Here is an 18804-nt window from a genome sequence, read left to right as displayed (position 1 = left end):
GTCTCGCACCCCGGCCCGGCGCCGCGGTCAGCGGGCCGCCTCCTCCTCCACGGTGCGGTCGCGCCCGGCGAGGACGCCGACCACCATCTGCGGCACCATCAGGGTGGCCATCAACGCGATCGGCAGCCCCCAGCCGCCGCTGTGCTGGTACAGCACGCCCACCAGGAGCGGCCCCGGGATGGAGATGAGGTAGCCGGTGCTCTGGGCGAAGGCCGAGAGCTGGGCGACGCCCGCGCCGCTCCTGGCCCGCATCCCGACCATGGTCAGGGCGAGCGGGAAGGCGCAGTTGGAGACGCCGAGCAGCAGCGCCCAGGCCCAGGCGCCGCCGGCCGGGGCGAGGTACAGGCCGGCGTATCCGGCGAGTCCGCACAGGCCGAGGACGACCACGATGGGGCCCTGCTGGGGCAGGCGGGTGGCGACGCGCGGGATGACGAAGGCCAGCGGGACGCCCATCACCATGATGACGGCCAGCAGCAGACCGGAGGTGCCGGCGGACACTCCCGCGTCGCGGAAGATCTGCGCCGCCCAGCCCATCGTGATGTAGGCGGCGGTGGCCTGGAGGCCGAAGAAGACGGCGAGCGCCCAGGCGGTACGGCTGCGGGTGATCCGCAGGACGGGCTGCCCGGCCGGCCCGTCCGTGCCCGCGGGGGCGGTGCCGCCGGCGGTCTCCCGGGCGGCGGGGGCCTTCCGGTCCCGCACGAACGGCAGCCACGGCAGGACGGCCACGGCGGCCAGCGCGGCCCACACGGCGAGCCCGGGCTGCCAGTCCCCGCCCAGCGCGTTCGTGACGGGCACGGTCGCCGCGGCGGCGATCGAGGTGCCGAAGGCGAGGGCCATCGAGTACAGGCCGGTCATGGAGCCGACGCGGTCGGGGAAGAAGCGCTTGACGATGACCGGCATCAGGACGTTGCTGACGGCGATGCCCATGAGCGCGAGGGCGCTGGCGGCCAGGAAGCCCGCCGTGCCGCCGGCGTACGGGCGTATCAGGAGACCCGCGGCGATGGCGGCCATGCCCGCGCACACCACCGCGCCGGGTCCGAAGCGGCGGGCGAGCCGCGGGGCGGTGACGCCGAAGACGGCGAAGCAGAGCGGCGGGACGGAGGTGAGCAGCCCGGCCACGCTTCCGCTCATGCCGAGCCCGTCGCGGACCTCCTCCAGGAGCGCGCCCAGGCTGGTGATGGCCGGGCGCAGGTTGAGCGCGGCCAGGACGATGCCGAGCGTGAGCAGGCGGGTCGTCCACGTCGTCCACGCGCGCGTGCCGGGGTGCCCCGGTTCCGCGGAGCCGCCGGGGCCCCGGGCGTCGGGTGCGGCCGGCTCTCCGACGGTCGTGGCGTCCGGCGTCCGGGTTTCCTCACTAGCCATGAAGCCCATCATAGAATCATGGGATGATTGGTTGTCCACCGCGGCTGGTCCGCCGCGGGATCCGCGTGCGAAGGTGAGCCATGCCCCTGAGCCATCCCCGTCGTTCGGCACTGTCCGAACAGGTCATCACGGCGTTGCGGCAGCAGATCGCCTCGGGCGAGTGGCCGGTCGGCTCGCGCATCCCGACGGAGCCCGAGCTGGTCGAGCAGCTCGGTGTCGCCCGGAACACGGTCCGTGAGGCCGTCCGCGCCCTGGCCCACAACGGGCTGCTGGACATCCGCCAGGGCTCCGGCACCTACGTCGTGGCGACCAGCGAGCTGGCCGGCGTGATGCACCGCCGCTTCGCCGACGCCGACCCGCGGCACATCGCCGAGCTGCGCTCCACGCTGGAGTCGTCGGCCGCCAGACTCGCGGCCGAGCGGCGCACGGAGAAGGACCTCAAGCAGCTCGACGCGCTCCTGGTGCGCCGGGAGGAGGCGTGGGAGTCGGGCGACACCGAGGCGTTCGTGACCGCGGACGCCACCTTCCACCTGGCCGTGGTGGCGGCCTCGCACAACGACGTGATGACCGCGATGTACGCGGATCTCGGCGAGGTGCTGCGGGACTGGCTGCGCGAGGACGTGGGCAGCGAGCTGACGCCGGAGACGCACATGGACCACACACGGCTGGTCGACGCGATCCGCGCGTCGGACGCGGCGACGGCCGGTCGGGAGGCGGCGGGCTATCCGTTCCTGTGCCGCCCCGGCCGGATCGGCCCGCCCGCCGGTGATGCCGGCCCACCCGCCGGTGGCTGACCCAGGCCGCCCGTACGCCTCCGGCACCGCCCGTCCGGCCGCACGGTCCGCGCGGGCCCGGCCCCGACCGCCGTCCGTCGCCGTCGAGGTCCCGCCGGCAGGCGTGCTCGGGACATGCCACGGGCCCGCGCCCCGGGAGGGGACACGGGCCCGTGAGGGGGCTCCGTCAGGCGCCGACGGCGTGCAGACCGCCGTCGACGTGGACGATCTCACCCGTGGTCTTCGGGAACCAGTCGCTCAGCAGGGCGACGACGCCCTTGCCGGCCGGCTCCGGGTCCTTCAGGTCCCACTCCAGCGGGGCGCGGTTGTCCCACACCGAGGCGAGCTCGGCGAAGCCCGGGATGGACTTGGCGGCCATGGAGCCGATCGGGCCGGCCGAGACCAGGTTGCAGCGGATGTTCTGCTTGCCGAGGTCACGGGCCATGTAGCGGCTGGTGGCCTCCAGGGCGGCCTTGGCCGGGCCCATCCAGTCGTACTGCGGCCAGGCGTACTGGGCGTCGAAGGTGAGGCCGACGACCGAGCCGCCGTTCTGCATCAGCGGCAGGCAGGCCATGGTGAGCGACTTCAGGGAGTACGCCGAGACGTGCATGGCGGTGGCGACCGACTCGAACGGCGTGTTCAGGAAGTTGCCGCCGAGCGCGTCCTGGGGAGCGAAGCCGATGGAGTGCACGACGCCGTCCAGGCCGCCGAGCTCCTCGCCGACGACGTCGGCGAGGCGGCCGAGGTGCTCGTCGTTGGTGACGTCGAGCTCGATGACCTTGGTGGGCTTCGGCAGCTTCTTGGCGATGCGCTCGGTCAGCGTGGGCCGCGGGAACGCGGTCAGGATGATCTCGGCGCCCTGCTCCTGAGCCAGCTTGGCGGTGTGGAAGGCGATGGAGGACTCCATCAGCACACCGGTGATCAGGACGCGCTTGCCCTCGAGGATTCCGCTCATGGTGTTCAGTGACCCATTCCCAGTCCGCCGTCAACGGGGATGACGGCTCCAGTGATGTACGACGCGTCGTCGGAGGCGAGGAACCGCACCGCCGCGGCGATCTCCTCCGGCTGCGCGTACCGGCCGAGCGGCACCTGCGACACGATGCCGGCCCGCTGCTCGTCGGTGAGCACCTTGGTCATGTCGGTGTCGACGAAGCCGGGCGCGACGACGTTGAAGGTGATGTTGCGCGACCCCAGCTCACGGGCGAGGGACCGGGCGAAGCCGACCAGGCCGGCCTTGGAGGCGGCGTAGTTCGCCTGCCCCGCGGAGCCGAGCAGCCCGACCACCGACGAGATCAGCACGACGCGGCCCTTCTTGGCGCGCAGCATGCCGCGGTTGGCGCGCTTGACGACCCGGAAGGTGCCGGTGAGGTTGGTGTCGACGACGGAGGTGAAGTCCTCCTCGGACATGCGCATCAGGAGCTGGTCCTTGGTGACACCGGCGTTGGCCACGAGCACCTCGACGGTGCCGTGCGCCTCCTCGATCTCCTTGTAGGCCTGCTCCACCTGCTCGCTGTCGGTGATGTCGCACCTGACGGCGAGGAAGCCCTCCGGCGGCTCACCCGAGCGGTACGTGATGGCGACCTTGTCGCCGGCGTCGGCGAACGCGCGGGCGATGGCGAGGCCGATGCCCCGGTTGCCTCCGGTGACGAGAACCGAGCGGCTCAACGGATCACCCTTTCAATTGCGGTCTGGTGTCCGCCCACCACCCGGTCGACGGGCGGCGATGACAGGCGGCTTCCCCGAAAACCTATCGGTCCCCGCCCCCTCGCGGGGAATCGGGCACCCACAGTGGCTCACCGCACTCACTGTCGGATCCCTACAGAAAAGCACCGGCCGCGGACGGAAAGGTGTGGCCCCCGTACCGGCCGACGCGACATGATGCGGCGCAGCCCCCGGTGCCGCCGCGGACGACCGGTCACGTCGACAGAAAGAGACGCAGGTGCCTCATAGCATCGACGAAGCCTTCACGGCACTGCCCCTACGCGCCCTCGCCGACGCCGCGCTCGCGCGGGCGCGTTCGCTGGGCGCCGAGCACGCGGACTTCCGGCTGGAGCGGGTGCGCAGCGCCTCCTGGCGGCTGCGGGACGCCAAGCCCGCCGGGTCCTCGGACACCACCGACCTCGGGTACGCGGTGCGCGTGGTACACGGCGGGACCTGGGGTTTCGCGTCCGGTGTGGACCTCACGCTCGACGCGGCCGCCAGGGTCGCCTCGCAGGCGGTGGCGATGGCGAAGCTGTCCGCGCAGGTCATCAAGGCGGCGGGGTCGGACGAGCGGGTGGAGCTGGCCGACGAGCCCGTGCACGCCGACCGGACGTGGATCTCGTCGTACGAGATCGACCCCTTCACCGTGCCCGGCGAGGAGAAGGCGGCCCTGCTGGCCGACTGGAGCGCGCGGCTGCTGGCGGCCGACGGGGTCGACCACGTGGACGCCTCCCTGCTCACCGTGCACGAGAACAAGTTCTACGCCGACACCGCCGGGACCGTGACCACGCAGCAGCGGGTCCGGCTGCACCCGGTGCTCACGGCCGTGTCGGTGGACGACTCCAGCGGCGAGTTCGACTCGATGCGCACCCTGGCGCCGCCGGCCGGGCGGGGCTGGGAGTACCTGACCGGGACCGGCTGGGACTGGGACGCGGAGCTGGCCGGGATCCCGGAGCTGCTGGCGGAGAAGATGCGCGCGCCGAGCGTCGAGGCGGGGCTGTACGACCTGGTCGTCGACCCGTCGAACCTGTGGCTCACCATCCACGAGTCCGTCGGGCACGCCACCGAGCTGGACCGCGCCCTCGGGTACGAGGCGGCCTACGCCGGTACGTCCTTCGCGACCTTCGACCGGCTCGGCAAGCTGCGGTACGGCTCGGAGCTGATGAACGTCACCGGCGACCGCACCGCCGAGCACGGGCTCGCCACGATCGGATACGACGACGAGGGCGTCGAGGGCCAGTCCTGGGACCTGGTGAAGGACGGCACGCTGGTCGGCTACCAGCTCGACCGGCGCATCGCTCGGCTCACCGGGTTCGAGCGGTCCAACGGCTGCGCGTACGCCGACTCCCCCGGCCACGTGCCCGTGCAGCGCATGGCCAACGTCTCGCTGCGGCCGGATCCGGCCGGGATGTCCACGGAGGACCTGATCGGGAGCGTGGACCGCGGCATCTACGTCGTCGGGGACCGGTCCTGGTCGATCGACATGCAGCGGTACAACTTCCAGTTCACCGGCCAGCGCTTCTTCCGGATCGAGAACGGTCGGCTCGCCGGTCAGCTGCGGGACGTGGCCTACCAGGCGACGACCACCGACTTCTGGGGGTCCATGGCGGCCGTCGGCGGCCCGCAGACGTACGTCCTGGGCGGCGCCTTCAACTGCGGCAAGGCCCAGCCGGGACAGGTCGCGGCCGTCTCCCACGGCTGCCCGTCCGCCCTGTTCAAGGGAGTCAACATCCTCAACACCACGCAGGAGGCCGGCCGATGAGCGTCCGCACCGGGACCGGCCGGGGGTCCGGGGGTCGTCCCCCGGGTCAGCACAGTCTCGACACCACGCAGGAGGCCGGCCGATGAGCGTCCGCACCGGGACCGGCCGGGGGTCCGGGGGTCGTCCCCCGGGTCAGCACAGTCTCAACACCACGCAGGAGGCCGGCCGATGAGCGCGCGCAGGAGCAAGCCGCACGAGATCGTCGAGCGGGCGCTGGAGCTGTCCCGGGCGGACGGGTGCGTGGTCATCGCCGACGAGGAGTCGACCGCCAACCTGCGCTGGGCGGGCAACGCGCTCACCACCAACGGCGTCACCCGCGGGCGCACGCTCACCGTCGTCGCGACCGTCGACGGGCAGCGGGGCACGGCGTCCGGGGTCGTCTCGCGCTCGGCGGTGACCGTGGACGAGCTGGAACCGCTGGTGCGGGCCGCCGAGGCCGCCGCGCGCGGCGCCGGTCCCGCCGAGGACGCGCAGCCGCTGGTCACGGGCGTCCCCGCCTCGCCCGACTTCACCGACGCGCCCGCCGAGACGTCGTCGGCCGTGTTCGCCGACTTCGCACCGGCCCTCGGGGAGGCGTTCGCCCGCGCGCGGACGGGCGGCCGGGAACTGTACGGCTTCGCCCGCCACGAACTGACGTCGACGTACCTGGGCACGTCCACGGGGCTGCGGCTGCGGCACGACCAGCCCACCGGGACGCTGGAGCTGAACGCCAAGTCCCCGGACCGCACCCGGTCGGCGTGGGCGGGGCGTTCCACGCGGGACTTCAAGGACGTCGACCCGGCGGCGCTCGACGCCGAGCTGGCCGTGCGGCTCGGCTGGGCCGAGCGGCGGGTGGAGCTGCCCGCCGGCCGGTACGAGACGCTGCTGCCGCCGACCGCGGTCGCCGACCTGCTGATCTACCAGCTCTGGTCGTCCTCGGGCCGGGACGCCGCCGAGGGCCGCACCGTGTTCTCGAAGCCGGGCGGCGGCACGCGCGTCGGTGAGCGGCTCGGCGAGCTGCCGCTCACCCTGCGCAGCGACCCGCACGAGCCGGGCCTGGAGAGCGCGCCGTTCGTGATCGCGCACTCCTCCGGCGGCGACCAGTCGGTGTTCGACAACGGGCTGCCGGTGACGGCGACGGACTGGATCCGCGCGGGAGAGCTGAACCGGCTGACCACCACGCGGCACAGTGCCGGACTGACCGGGCTGCCGGTGGCCCCGGCGGCCGACAACCTCGTCCTGGAGGGCGGCACCGGCCGCTCCCTGGAGGAGATGGTCGCCGGCACCGGGCGGGGGCTGCTGCTGACCTGCCTGTGGTACATCCGCGAGGTCGACCCGGCGACGCTGCTGCTGACCGGCCTGACCCGGGACGGCGTCTACCTCGTCGAGGACGGCGAGGTCGTCGGCGAGGTGAACAACTTCCGGTTCAACGAGTCGCCGGTCTCGCTGCTGGGCCGGGCCACGGAGGCCGGGCGCACGGAGAAGACGCTGCCCAGGGAGTGGGGCGACTGGTTCACCAGGGCCGCGATGCCCGCGCTGAGGGTGCCGGACTTCAATATGAGCTCCGTCAGCCAGGGCGTATAACCTCGTACCTGATTACGAGCCCACCCGAGGAGACAAGAGAACCGTGACGGACATCGTCGACGAGCTGAAGTGGCGCGGGCTGTTCGCCCAGTCCACCGACGAGGACGCTTTGCGCAAGGCGCTCGCGGACGGTCCCGTCACGTTCTATTGCGGTTTCGACCCGACCGCGCCGTCGCTGCACGTGGGGCACCTGGTGCAGGTGCTCACCCTGCGCCGGCTCCAGCAGGCCGGTCACCGGCCGCTGGCGCTGGTCGGCGGCGCGACGGGCCAGATCGGCGACCCGCGCCCGACCGCGGAGCGCACGCTGAACTCGCCGGAGACCGTCGCGGGCTGGGTCGAGCGGCTGCGCGGCCAGATCGAGCCGTTCCTGACCTTCGAGGGCGAGAACGCGGCCACGATGGTCAACAACCTCGACTGGACGCAGAACCTCTCCGCGATCGAGTTCCTGCGGGACATCGGCAAGCACTTCCGCGTCAACAAGATGCTGACCAAGGACTCCGTCGCCCGGCGCCTGGAGTCCTCCGAGGGCATCAGCTACACGGAGTTCAGCTACCAGCTGCTCCAGGCCATGGACTTCCTCCAGCTCTACCGGCGTCACGGCTGCACGCTCCAGCAGGGCGGCAGCGACCAGTGGGGCAACCTCACGGCGGGCCTGGACCTGATCCACCGCCTGGAGCCGGACGCCGCCGTCCACGCGTACGCGACGCCGCTGATGACCAAGGCGGACGGCACGAAGTTCGGCAAGACCGAGGGCGGCGCCGTCTGGCTGGACCCGGAGATGACCACGCCGTACGCCTTCTACCAGTTCTGGCTGAACGTGGACGACCGGGACATCTCGAGGTACATGCGCATCCTGTCCTTCCGGTCCCGGGAGGAGCTGGAGGAGCTGGAGCGGCAGACCGAGGAGCGTCCGCAGGCCCGGGCGGCGCAGCGCGCGCTGGCGGAGGAGCTGACGACGCTGGTGCACGGCGCCGGCCAGACGGACGCGGTGATCGCCGCGTCCAAGGCCCTGTTCGGCCAGGGCGACCTGGCCGGGCTCGACGACCGGACGCTGGCCGCGGCCCTCTCCGAGCTGCCGCACGTGAAGGTCGCCGAGCTGGGCCCGGTCGTCGACCTGTTCGCCGAGGTCGGCCTGGTGGCCAGCAAGTCCGCCGCGCGCCGCACCGTCAAGGAGGGCGGCGCGTACGTGAACAACGTCAAGGTCGGCGGCGAGGACGCGGTCCCCGTCGCCGAGGACCTGCTGCACGGGCGCTGGCTGGTGCTGCGCCGCGGCAAGAAGAACCTGGCCGCGGTGGAGGTCACCGGCGCCTGAGCGCGCGTACGAGGGGCGGTTCCCGGTGCCCGGGTGCCGCCTCTTCGCCGTACGGTGTCAGGCGCGTTCGCGTCGCCTGTTGCCCCGCACCGCCATGTAGGCCGCGTCGCCGACGGCGACGATGATGATCGCGGCCACCAGCTGGAACAGGTGCCGCCACCAGTCGATGCCGGAGGTGGCCTCGACACCGACCCCGCGTGCGACCGCGTTGCCCGCGATGGCGCCCAGCATGCCGAAGATGGTGGTCAGCCACAGGGGGCTGTGCTGCTTCCCCGGAATGATCGCCTTGGCGATCAGACCGAGCACGAATCCGACGATGATCGCCCACAACCAGCCCATGGCTGCCTCCCTCTGACGGCTCCACGCGAGCATTGCCGCCAGTCTTCGGCCGTACCGCGAACGGCGCATGCCGGGTACGGCCGAACGAGGCGTCCGCCTACGCGGCGCGGCGCACGCCGGGCGCGCGCACCGGGGCCGACCCGGCCTCGTGGGAGGCCGGGACGCGGCGTAACGTGGAGTCCGTCCGGGACCGGGGTCCCCGAGCGGCCGCGGACGGAAGCGGGGCGGGGACGGACCGATGCGGGCGGTTGGTGGAACGTGATGCGGAAGATGGGCGCCGGGCAGAAGACCGAGGTGTTCCGGATCACCGGAGCCCGTACGGGTCTCCAGGAGGACGTGCGCGGGCGGCAGCGCCGCTACATCATCTCGATGTCGGTCCGTACGGTTTCGGTCATCCTCGCGGCCTGCCTGTGGAACGTGGAACGGCACGTCGCGATCGTGGCGCTGGTGCTCGGCGCGGTCCTGCCCTACATCGCCGTCGTGATCGCGAACGCCGGTCGGGAGAACGCGCCGTCGCTGCCGTCGACGTTCGTGACGGTGCCCACCCCGCCGATGATCACGCCCCCACGGGCGGACGACGGCCGTGCGGAACCGGATTCGGAGGACGCCGCAGGGGACGCGGCGCCGGGCCCTGCGGGTGAGCCGAACGGCCGGCCGTGACCACCGGAAGGGCCGCGACCACGGGTCCGGCGGCCGGCCGGGGCGGGCGTCGATTCCGCGCCAGGCTCAAGAGAACCTCAGATCAATCACGTTGTTCCGGTGCCAGGCGGCGGGTGACCCGTGACATACTTCGTACGCGCTCCGCATCCCCCGTCGGAGCGACGGACCGACGCCGGGCAGCTCCCCCCGTGGCTGCTCGGCGTCGCCTTTTTCCGTGAGTTGTGAGACGAACCTGTGAGTGACGAACCGACCCCCATCTGCTCCGCCAAGGGCTGCCGCAGTGCCGCCGTGTGGGTGCTGGCGTGGAACAACCCGAAGGTGCACACGCCGGAGCGCCGCAAGACGTGGCTCGCCTGCGAGGAGCACCGGGAGCACCTGTCCCAGTTCCTCGGGGTGCGGGGCTTCCTGAAGGACGTCGCCCGGTTCGAGGACTGGCAGGCGGCCGAGCACTCCTAGCCTCCGATCGCCGACATCGGCCGGTCCGGCTGGACGAACGACGGGTCGTCGAGGCCCGCGCCCGCCTTCTTGCCCCACATGGCGAGCTTCCAGATGCGGGCGATCTCCTCGTCGGGGGCGTCCGAACGCAGGGCGGCGCGCAGGTCGGTCTCCTCGGTGGCGAACAGGCAGGTGCGCACCTGGCCGTCGGCCGTCAGGCGGGTGCGGTCGCAGGCCGCGCAGAACGGCCGGGTGACGGAGGCGATGACGCCGACGCGGTGCGGCCCGCCGTCCACGAGCCAGCGCTCGGCGGGGGCCGAGCCGCGCTCCTCCGCGCCCTCGGCGGTCAGCTCGAAGCGGGTGCGCAGGGAGGCCAGGATGTCACCCGCGGTGACCATGCCCTCGCGCTTCCAGCCGTGCTGGGCGTCCAGCGGCATCTGCTCGATGAAGCGCAGCTCGTAGTCGTGCTCGACGGCCCAGGCCAGCAGGTCGGGGGCCTCGTCGTCGTTGAGCCCCGGCATCAGGACGCTGTTGACCTTGACGGGGGTGAGCCCGGCCTCGCGGGCGGCCTGCAGACCCTCCAGGACGTCCTTGTGGCGGTCCCGGCGGGTGAGGGTCTTGAAGACGTCCGGGCGCAGGGTGTCCAGTGAGACGTTGACCCGGTCCAGGCCCGCGGCCTTCAGGGCCGCCGCCGTGCGCCTGAGGCCGATGCCGTTGGTGGTGAGGGACATCCGGGGGCGCGACTCCAGGGCGGCGACGCGCTCGACGATGCCGGTCAGGCCGGGGCGCAGCAGGGGCTCCCCGCCGGTGAAGCGGACCTCCTCGATGCCGAGGGAGGTGACCGCGATGCCGATGAGGCGGACGATCTCGTCGTCCGTGAGCAGATCGGGCTTGGCCAGCCACTGCAGGCCCTCTTCCGGCATGCAGTACGTGCAGCGCAGGTTGCAGCGGTCGGTCAGCGAGACCCTCAGGTCGGTGGCCACTCGGCCGTAGGTGTCGATGAGCACGTGGGCCCCCTCCCTCGACGCGGATCGACGGAGCGTTTCGCTCCTCCGACACCTGCGAGCCTACGTGAACCCGCCGACATCGACAGCGGCCCGATCCCTACGACGTACGCCGCGGCCCCGTCGTAGGGATCTACGACGGGGCCGCGGCGGGACGGGATCAGTGGGCGCCCGTGCCGGTCAGCGACCGGACCTCGAGCTCCGCGTACTTCGCCTTGTCGGGCTCCTCCTTCGACAGGACCGTGCCGAGCCAGCCCATGAGGAAGCCGAACGGGATGGAGATGATGCCCGGGTTCTTCAGCGGGAACCAGGCGAAGTCGACGTCCGGGAACATCGCCTTGGGGTCGCCGGAGACGACGGGCGAGAACAGCACCAGGCCGACGGCGACGATCAGGCCGCCGTAGATCGACCAGAGCGCGCCCTGCGTGGTGAACCGCTTCCAGAACAGGCTGTACAGGATCGTCGGCAGGTTGGCGGAGGCCGCGACCGCGAAGGCCAGGGCGACCAGACCGGCCACGTTCAGGTCGCGGGCCAGGGCGCCGAGCGCGATGGAGACGATGCCGATGAAGACGGTCGCCCAGCGGGCCGCGCGCATCTCCTCCTTCTCGGTCGCCTGCCCCTTGCGGATGACGTTGGCGTAGATGTCGTGCGCGAAGGAGGACGACGAGGCGAGGGTGAGGCCGGCGACCACCGCGAGGATGGTCGCGAAGGCCACCGCCGAGATCGTGGCGAGCAGGATCGCGCCCCACGCCGAGTCCACTCCGCCGACGTGCAGCGCGAGCAGTGGCGCGGCCGTGTTGCCGGACGGGTTGGACGCGATGATCTCGTCCTGCCCGATGAGCGCGGCGGCGCCGAAGCCGAGCGCGATGGTCATCAGGTAGAAGGCGCCGATGATGCCGATCGCCCAGTTCACGGACTTACGGGCGGCCTTGGCGTTGGGCACGGTGTAGAAGCGGATCAGGATGTGCGGCAGGCCGGCCGTGCCGAGCACCAGGGCGATGCCGAGGGAGATGAAGTCCAGCTTGGAGGTGCCCGTCGCACCGTACTGGAGGCCGGGCTCCAGGAAGGCGGAGCCCTTGCCGCTGTTCTCGGCGGCCTTGCCGAGCAGGTCGGAGATGTTGAAGTCGAACTTCAGCAGCACCAGGAAGGTGATCAGGATGGTGCCGCCGATCAGCAGCACGGCCTTGACCATCTGGACCCAGGTGGTGCCCTTCATGCCGCCGATGGTGACGTACACGATCATCAGGACGCCGACGAGGGCGACGATGAGGATCTTGCCCGCGTCGGAGGTGATGCCGAGCAGCAGGGAGACGAGGACGCCCGCGCCGGCCATCTGGGCCAGCAGGTAGAAGATCGACACGACGATCGTGGAGGTGCCGGCGGCGGTGCGCACGGGGCGCTGACGCATGCGGTAGGCGAGGACGTCGCCCATCGTGTAGCGGCCGGAGTTCCGCAGCGGCTCGGCCACCAGCAGCAGGGCGACCAGCCAGGCGACCAGGAAGCCGATGGAGTACAGGAAGCCGTCGTAGCCGAAGAGGGCGATGGCGCCGGCGATGCCGAGGAAGGACGCGGCCGACATGTAGTCGCCGGAGACGGCGAGGCCGTTCTGGAAGGCGCTGAACTGGCGGCCGCCCGCGTAGAAGTCGGCGGCGTCCTTGGTCTGCCGGCCCGCCCACACGGTGATGCCGAGCGTCGCGAGGACGAAGACCGCGAAGAGCGTGATGATGAGCGGCCGGTGCTCGCTGGCCTCGTTGGCGGCCAGTTCGGCGGCGATGACGGTCTGTGCGGGGCTCATGCGCCGTTCTCCATCCGGGACTTGATGGCCTCTGCCTTGGGGTCGAGCTTCGCGGCGGCGTGCCGCGAGTACCACCAGGCGATGAGGAACGTGGTGACGAACTGGGCGAGACCGAGGACGAGGGCGACGTTGATGTTGCCGAACAGCTTGGTGCCCATGAAGCCGCCGGCGAAGTTCGACAGCAGCACGTACAGCAGGTACCAGGCGACGAACGCGATCGTCAGCGGGAAGGCGAAGGAGCGGAAGGAGCGGCGCAGTTCGGCGAACTCCGCGCTCTGCTGCACCTCGGAGAACTCCTCGGTGGAGGGGAGTCGGTGTTCCTCTTTCGAGGGGGGCGGTGCGTCGGTGGCCACGGAGTCTCCTCGTACGACGGACATGACGGCTTTGATCTCGGTGTTCTCGCGGGGGCCTGGTCGGGCCCGGGCTCCCTGTCCAACGACACGGCGCCTCACGGGGACCGGTTCAACGCCCGCGGCACTTTCCCAAGTCACTTGTGGGAAGTCATTGCTGGCCAGCGACTTCGGGAGATAGCTTCGCCCTGCACCACTGCGTCATGTACCTGCCCGAGCACGACCAGTGTCCCGGGCCGGTCTCGTGTCCGGATGATGTGGAGACCCCATGATTCATCTGCGTTCCAGACGGCGGCCCGTTCCCGCCGTACCCGTCGTGCTGTCGCCGGCCGGGTCGCTCGGCTTCCCGCCGGGGGCCGCGGGGTCGGGGACGCGCTGCGCGCGGTGAAACGACCCGCTCCGCTCGTCCCTTCCCCTTTCTCTCACGAACTGGAGACCCCGCACATGACAGCGCCCCACTCCCGTCGCCGCCGCGCCGTCGCGATCCCGGCCGGCATGGCCCTCGCCACGGCCCTCGCGTTCCTGCCCAACATCCAGGCCTCCGCCGCCGAGGCCGCCCCGGACGCGGGCGCCGAGGCCACCTCGCTCAGCTACGTCGTCAACGTGCAGCCCGGGCACGGGCCTTCGGCGCAGGTGAAGCGTGCGATAGCCAAGGCCGGCGGCACGATCGTGACGTCGTACGACCGGATCGGCGTGATCGTCGTCCACTCGGCCGACCCGGACTTCGCCAGGACCGTGCGCAAGGCGCACGGCGTGCAGTCGGCCGGTGCCACCCGCACCGCGCCGCTGCCCTCGGCGTCGACGACCGACGTCGGCACGCCGAAGGTGCTCACCGCGCAGGAGGCCGCCGCCGCTCAGGCCGTCCAGGGCCAGGACCCGCTCGAGTCCCTCCAGTGGGACCTGCCCGCCATCAAGGCGGACAAGGCGCACGAGAAGTCCCTGGGCAGCAGCAGGGTGACCGTCGCGGTGATCGACACCGGCGTCGACGACACGCACCCGGACATCGCGCCGAACTTCGACCGGCAGGCGTCGGTCAACTGCGTGGCGGGCAAGCCGGACACCGCCGACGGCGCCTGGCGGCCGGGCGCGGCGGAGAGCCCGCACGGCACCCACGTGGCCGGGGAGATCGCCGCCGCCAAGAACGGCGTCGGCATGACCGGCGTGGCGCCCGGCGTGAAGGTGGCGGGCATCAAGGTGTCCAACCCGGACGGCTTCTTCTACACCGAGGCCGTGGTCTGCGGCTTCATGTGGGCGGCCGAGCACGGCGTCGACGTGACCAACAACAGCTACTACACCGACCCGTGGTACTTCAACTGCAAGAACGACCCGGACCAGAAGGCGCTCGTCGAGGCCGTCTCGCGCGCCTCGCGGTACGCGGAGAAGAAGGGCGCGGTCAACGTCGCCGCGGCCGGCAACGAGAACTACGACCTCGCCTCCGACGAGATCCTCGACCCGTCCTCCCCCAACGACACCACGCCCGGCGACCGGGTCGTCGACCCGTCGAAGTGCTACGACATCCCGACCCAGCTGCCGGGTGTCGTCACGGTCGCGGCGACCGGTGCGAAGGGCCTGAAGTCGTCCTTCTCGAACCACGGTCTGGGCGTCATCGACATCGCCGCGCCCGGCGGCGACTCGACCGCCTACCAGACCCCGGCGCCGCCGGCCACCAGCGGACTGATCCTGGGCACCCTGCCCGGCGGCAAGTGGGGCTACATGGCCGGTACGTCGATGGCGTCGCCGCACGTCGCCGGTGTCGCCGCGCTGATCAAGTCGACGCACCCGCACGCCACCCCGGCCATGGTCAAGGCGCTGCTGTACGCGCAGGCCGACGCCACGGCGTGCACCAAGCCGTACGACATCGACGGCGACGGCAAGGTGGACGCGGTGTGCGAGGGGTCGAAGAACCGCAACGGCTTCTACGGCTGGGGCATGGCCGACGCGCTGGACGCGGTGACCCGGTAGGGAAACCGCCGCACCGGCGGACATGTTGATCCGGTCAATGCTGCATGGTGCCGTCATGACCGACTTCGAGTTCGCCTGGTCCGCCCTGGGCGGTGATCCCGCCCTCCTCCGGCGCGTGACGGCCACCGTGCGGGAAGGTGCCCTTGTGGGGCACCTTCCCGTACGGGAGTCCGCCCGGATCTGCGTCGGCGTGTGCGCGCTGGCCGCCGCCGAGCTGGCGGCGCGTCGCGAGGGGCTCGCGCGCGTGCCCGGGGTACGGGTGGACGACGGAGCCGTCGCCACCGCGTTCACCAGCGAGCGGCACCTGCGCGTCGCCGGACGCGAGCCGGTGTCGTTCGCCCCGCTGTCCCGGTTCTGGCGCACCGCCGACGGCTGGCTGCGCACCCACGCGAACTATCCGCACCACCGGCGGCGCCTGCTGGCCGCCCTGGACCTGCCCGACGACCCCGCGCGCGTCGCGGCGGCGCTCGGCGAACGGTCCGCGCCGGACACAGAGGAGGCCGTGTACGCGGCCGGCGGCCTCGCGGTCGCGCTGCGCACTCCGGCGCAGTGGGCGGCGCACGAGCAGGGCGCCGCGGTGGCCCGGCGCCCCCTCGTCGAACACGAGCGGCTGGACTCGGCACCCGCGCGGGCACTCGCGCCCGCCCCGGGGAGCCTCGCCTCGCCCGCCGCCGGGCTGCGCGTCCTGGACCTGACCCGGGTCGTCGCGGGCCCGGTCGCCACCCGCACGCTCGCGCTGCTCGGTGCGGACGTCCTGCGCTTGGACCCGCCCGGACTGCCCGAACTCCCCGACCAGCACGCCGACACGGGCTTCGGCAAGCGGTCGGCCGCGCTGGACCTGACGTCCGGCCGGGCGGAGTTCGAGGAGCTGCTGGCCCGGGCCGACGTCGTCGTCACCGGGTACCGGCCGGGCGCCCTGGACCGGTTCGGGCTGTCCCCCCGCGCCCTGGCCGGCCGCCGGCCCGGACTGGTCGTGGCCGAGCTGTCGGCGTGGGGCGCGGACGGCCCGTGGGCGGGGCGGCGCGGCTTCGACAGCCTGGTGCAGGCGGCCACCGGCATCGCCCTCGTCGAGGGGTCGGCCGAGCGGCCCGGGGCCCTGCCCGCACAGGCCCTCGACCACGGCACCGGTCACCTGCTGGCGGCCGCCGTGCTGCGGTCCCTGACCGACCGGGCGCGGGAGGGCGGCGGCCGGCTCGTGCGGCTGTCCCTGGCACGGACCGCCGCCTGGCTCATGGACGAGGTCCGGCCGGACCGCGCCGGGCCGGCGCGGCGTGAGCCTGCGCAGGCGTACCCGGGGCCGGAGCCCTGGCTCGCCGAGCGGGACAGCCGGCTCGGTCGGCTGCGGTACGCCCTGCCGCCGGTTTCCTACGCCGGCGGCCCGGCCGACTGGGCGCGTCCGCCGGGCCCCTGGGGTGCGGACGCCGCGGCGTGGCGGTGACGCCGCCGAGGGCCCTGGACTTGCCCGGTTCTGGGGCAGTTGGTGAAGATCTCGACGTGACCTCCACAGAACCTCCGTCCCGGTCCGCCGGCACCGGGCGGCACGCGCGGGCCTCCGGCACCGGCCGGGCCGCGGCCGTGCTCGTGCTGGTGGCGCTGGCCGCGCTGATACCCGTGCTCGGCCCCTCCCCCGCCCTGCACGGCACCGGAGAGGCCGAAGCGCCCGGCACCGGCGGCATCGCCCTGCTGCGCACGGTGCTGTTCGCGGCGCTGAGCATCCCGGTCGGTGAACTCTTCGTGCACCGGCTGACCCGGTCCCTCCCCGGTGCTCCACCGGACCGGCCCCGCAGTTGGTCCCCCTGGGCCAACGCCGCCGCGTTCGCCGCCGCGCTGGGCCTGGCGTCGGTCGTGGCCACCGGCAACCTGGTGCCGGGCGGCATCGCCGAGATCGACGTCGGCGGCCTCTACGAGTCCCGGGACGGCAAGCTCGCGCTGCTCGAGGTCAACGCCTTCCTGGTGGCGGGCCTGTGCGCCGTCTCGCGGCGGCCGGGCACCCAGGTCTGGCCCCTGGCCGCGGTGGTCGTCGCGGAGGCCCTGCGCGCGCATCCCACCACCGAGTACAGCCCCCTGATCGGCTCCGGCCTGACACTGGTGCACCTGACGTGCGCGTCCCTGTGGGTGGGCGGCCTGCTGTACGCGCTGCGGATCCTGCGGGTGTGGCGGGGCGCCGCGGCGGGCCCGGCCCTGCTCGGTCTCTACGCGCGCGTGGCGGTCGTCCTGCTCGCCGTCATCACGGCGACGGGCGTGTGCAGTTCGCTGCGCCGGATGCCTGCGGGCACGGTCCTGGACCAGTTGACGGACACGGCGTACGGCAGGGTCCTGCTCGCCAAGGTGGTCCTGGTGGCGGCCGTCGCCGCCCTCGCCCTGTGGGCCCGGGTCCGGCTGGGCCGCGCCACCGACCCGCTGTCCGCCTGCTCGCCCGCACGCGGGGAGGTCGTCGCCCTCGGCGCGGTGGTCGCGGTGTCCGGCCTGCTGACGGCGCTTCCGGTGCCGATCCGCTGGTGAGACCGGGCCGGCGGGGCCCCGGTGCGCGTGGGTTCCGTCACACGGGGAGGGCGTCGTGCGTGGTTCCGGGGCGGCCCCGCCCGCGTGCCGCGGCCGTCCCGGCGAGCCCGGCCGCCGCAATCACCGTACGGCCGTCCGGACTTGACGCGGCGGCGGCCCGCGGGCCCGGAGGGGCACCTGCGGGGCGGGACTGTCGGTCGTGGCCCGTATCCTCATGGACCATGCTCGAAGACCGCACGACCGCAGCGTCGCCCGCCACCGCGTGGCCGGCCGCGTATCCGCAGGGGTACGCGGTCGTTGACGTGGAGACCACCGGCCTGGCCCGCGACGACCGCATCATCTCCGCGGCCGTCTACCGGCTGGACGCGCGCGGAGAGGTCGAGGACCACTGGTACACGCTGGTCAATCCGGAGCGGGACCCGGGACCGGTGTGGATACACGGACTGACGAGCGAGGTGCTCGAGGGGGCCCCGCTGTTCCGGGACGTCGCCCAGGAGTTCGCCGCCCGGCTCGACGGGCGGGTGCTCGTCGCGCACAACGCCGTCTTCGACTGGCAGATGATCGCCCGGGAGTACGCGCGCGCGGAGGGTGCGGCCCCGGTGCGTCAACGGCTGTGCACCATCGCGCTCTCCAAGGAGCTGGCGCTGCCGCTGCCCAATCACAAGCTGGAGTCGCTGGCCGCGCACTTCGGCGTCGTGCAGCAGCGGGCGCACCACGCGCTGGACGACGCGCGCGTGCTGGCGGAGGCGTTCCGGCCGAGCCTGCGCGCCGCGGCGGCGAGCGGCCTGCGGCTGCCGCTGCACGAGTGCCGGCCGCTGACGGAGTGGTCGGACCGGCCCGCGCCCCGGATCGGGCGGCAGGCCGGCTACGGCGGCTCCCGGCCGACCAGTTGGCGCCCCGCCCGCAAAAGGCCCGCATGCCCCTATCCCAACCCGGGCCGGTACGAAGAGGGCAAACGCCTCAAGCAGGGCATGCGGGTCGCCTTCTCGGGTGACACCTCGACCGAGCGGGACCTGCTGGAGGACCGCGCGACCGAGGCCGGGCTGCACGTCGCCGGCAGCCTGTCCCGGCTGACCAGCCTGCTGGTCACCAACGACCCGGACTCGGGCACGTCGAAGGTGGTCAAGGCCCGGCAGTACGGCACGCCGGTGGTGGACGAGGCGGCCTTCGGGCAGCTGCTGCGGGACGTGGAGCCGGCGGACGGCGAGCCGGGCGCGAGCCGTACGGACGGGTGATTGCCGGGCGACTCGCCCGGCGCCCGCTCGCCCGTGCCGCGCCGACGGC

At 72.8% G+C, this 18804-nt stretch carries 17 protein-coding genes; 10 read left to right on the top strand and 7 right to left on the bottom strand.

Features of this window, described 5'->3' with window-relative positions:
• Positions 1-27 precede the first annotated feature (27 nt).
• A complete protein-coding gene (locus tag ACFWJB_RS20270) occupies positions 28-1371 on the bottom strand; it encodes a CynX/NimT family MFS transporter (RefSeq protein ID WP_385467581.1) in 1344 nt (447 codons plus the stop codon).
• A 71-nt stretch (positions 1372-1442) separates the two neighbouring features.
• On the opposite strand from ACFWJB_RS20270, the gene ACFWJB_RS20265 reads away from it, so the two are divergent.
• Positions 1443-2156, top strand: coding sequence for a FadR/GntR family transcriptional regulator (locus ACFWJB_RS20265; protein ID WP_386923760.1), 714 nt, complete (start codon positions 1443-1445; stop codon positions 2154-2156).
• A gap of 166 nt (positions 2157-2322) precedes the next feature.
• On the opposite strand, the gene fabI is transcribed toward ACFWJB_RS20265, so the two are convergent.
• Positions 2323-3090, bottom strand: a complete 768-nt coding sequence (gene fabI, locus ACFWJB_RS20260; protein WP_350725015.1) for an enoyl-ACP reductase FabI — start codon at positions 3088-3090, stop codon at positions 2323-2325.
• A 5-nt stretch (positions 3091-3095) separates the two neighbouring features.
• Positions 3096-3800, bottom strand: a complete 705-nt coding sequence (gene fabG, locus ACFWJB_RS20255) for a 3-oxoacyl-[acyl-carrier-protein] reductase (RefSeq protein ID WP_385467588.1) — start codon at positions 3798-3800, stop codon at positions 3096-3098.
• Between the two features lie 274 nt (positions 3801-4074).
• On the opposite strand from fabG, the gene ACFWJB_RS20250 reads away from it, so the two are divergent.
• From ACFWJB_RS20250 to tyrS, 3 genes are all read left to right on the top strand, one after another.
• Entirely contained in the window at positions 4075-5598 is a 1524-nt protein-coding gene (locus ACFWJB_RS20250; RefSeq protein WP_386923757.1) for a TldD/PmbA family protein, read from the top strand.
• Positions 5599-5766: 168 nt separating this feature from the next.
• Positions 5767-7161, top strand: a complete 1395-nt coding sequence (locus ACFWJB_RS20245) for a metallopeptidase TldD-related protein (protein ID WP_385467594.1) — start codon at positions 5767-5769, stop codon at positions 7159-7161.
• Positions 7162-7204: 43 nt separating this feature from the next.
• Positions 7205-8473 carry a tyrosine--tRNA ligase gene (gene tyrS / locus ACFWJB_RS20240; RefSeq protein WP_386923755.1) on the top strand — a complete coding sequence of 423 codons (1269 nt, stop codon included), beginning with the start codon at positions 7205-7207 and terminating at the stop codon, positions 8471-8473.
• A gap of 57 nt (positions 8474-8530) precedes the next feature.
• Here the strand turns inward: tyrS and ACFWJB_RS20235 are convergent, their stop codons facing one another.
• On the bottom strand, positions 8531-8812 hold the full coding sequence (locus tag ACFWJB_RS20235; protein WP_385467600.1) for a GlsB/YeaQ/YmgE family stress response membrane protein: 282 nt from the start codon (positions 8810-8812) through the stop codon (positions 8531-8533).
• A 261-nt stretch (positions 8813-9073) separates the two neighbouring features.
• Here ACFWJB_RS20235 and ACFWJB_RS20230 point away from each other — a divergent pair, with 261 nt between their 5' ends.
• Positions 9074-9472, top strand: a complete 399-nt coding sequence (locus ACFWJB_RS20230; RefSeq protein ID WP_385467603.1) for a DUF3099 domain-containing protein — start codon at positions 9074-9076, stop codon at positions 9470-9472.
• Between the two features lie 234 nt (positions 9473-9706).
• Positions 9707-9928 (top strand): hypothetical protein, encoded by a 222-nt coding sequence (locus ACFWJB_RS20225; protein WP_385467606.1) that lies wholly within the window; start codon positions 9707-9709, stop codon positions 9926-9928.
• Here the strand turns inward: ACFWJB_RS20225 and moaA are convergent.
• The 3 genes from moaA to ACFWJB_RS20210 form a co-directional block, all read right to left on the bottom strand.
• Positions 9925-10914: a GTP 3',8-cyclase MoaA gene (gene moaA, locus ACFWJB_RS20220; protein WP_385473653.1), complete on the bottom strand. Its 990-nt coding sequence runs from the start codon at positions 10912-10914 to the stop codon at positions 9925-9927. The genes ACFWJB_RS20225 and moaA overlap by 4 nt on opposite strands.
• 157 nt (positions 10915-11071) lie before the next feature.
• Positions 11072-12706, bottom strand: coding sequence for a cation acetate symporter (locus ACFWJB_RS20215; protein ID WP_385469277.1), 1635 nt, complete (start codon positions 12704-12706; stop codon positions 11072-11074).
• Positions 12703-13059 carry a DUF485 domain-containing protein gene (locus tag ACFWJB_RS20210; RefSeq protein WP_386923751.1) on the bottom strand — a complete coding sequence of 119 codons (357 nt, stop codon included), beginning with the start codon at positions 13057-13059 and terminating at the stop codon, positions 12703-12705. The genes ACFWJB_RS20215 and ACFWJB_RS20210 overlap by 4 nt, the downstream gene beginning before the upstream one ends.
• Positions 13060-13500: 441 nt before the next feature.
• Here ACFWJB_RS20210 and ACFWJB_RS20205 point away from each other — a divergent pair, with 441 nt between their 5' ends.
• The 4 genes from ACFWJB_RS20205 (at position 13501) to ACFWJB_RS20190 (ending at position 18755) form a co-directional block, all read left to right on the top strand.
• The gene (locus ACFWJB_RS20205) at positions 13501-15018 is read left to right on the top strand and encodes a S8 family serine peptidase (protein ID WP_386923748.1); all 1518 of its coding nucleotides are present in this window, start codon (positions 13501-13503) and stop codon (positions 15016-15018) included.
• Between the two features lie 55 nt (positions 15019-15073).
• A complete protein-coding gene (locus ACFWJB_RS20200; protein ID WP_386923746.1) occupies positions 15074-16456 on the top strand; it encodes a CoA transferase in 1383 nt (460 codons plus the stop codon).
• 56 nt (positions 16457-16512) lie between these two features.
• Positions 16513-17520, top strand: coding sequence for a CopD family protein (locus tag ACFWJB_RS20195; protein ID WP_386923744.1), 1008 nt, complete (start codon positions 16513-16515; stop codon positions 17518-17520).
• A gap of 221 nt (positions 17521-17741) precedes the next feature.
• The gene (locus ACFWJB_RS20190) at positions 17742-18755 is read left to right on the top strand and encodes a DEDDh family exonuclease (RefSeq protein WP_385469287.1); all 1014 of its coding nucleotides are present in this window, start codon (positions 17742-17744) and stop codon (positions 18753-18755) included.
• Positions 18756-18804: the final 49 nt, after the last annotated feature.

This window comes from Streptomyces sp. NPDC127100 (assembly GCF_042724095.1).
Classification (GTDB): Bacteria; Actinomycetota; Actinomycetes; order Streptomycetales; family Streptomycetaceae; genus Streptomyces.
Note: the sequence above shows the minus strand (reverse complement) of the source record. Positions and strands in the feature narration are given on the sequence as shown.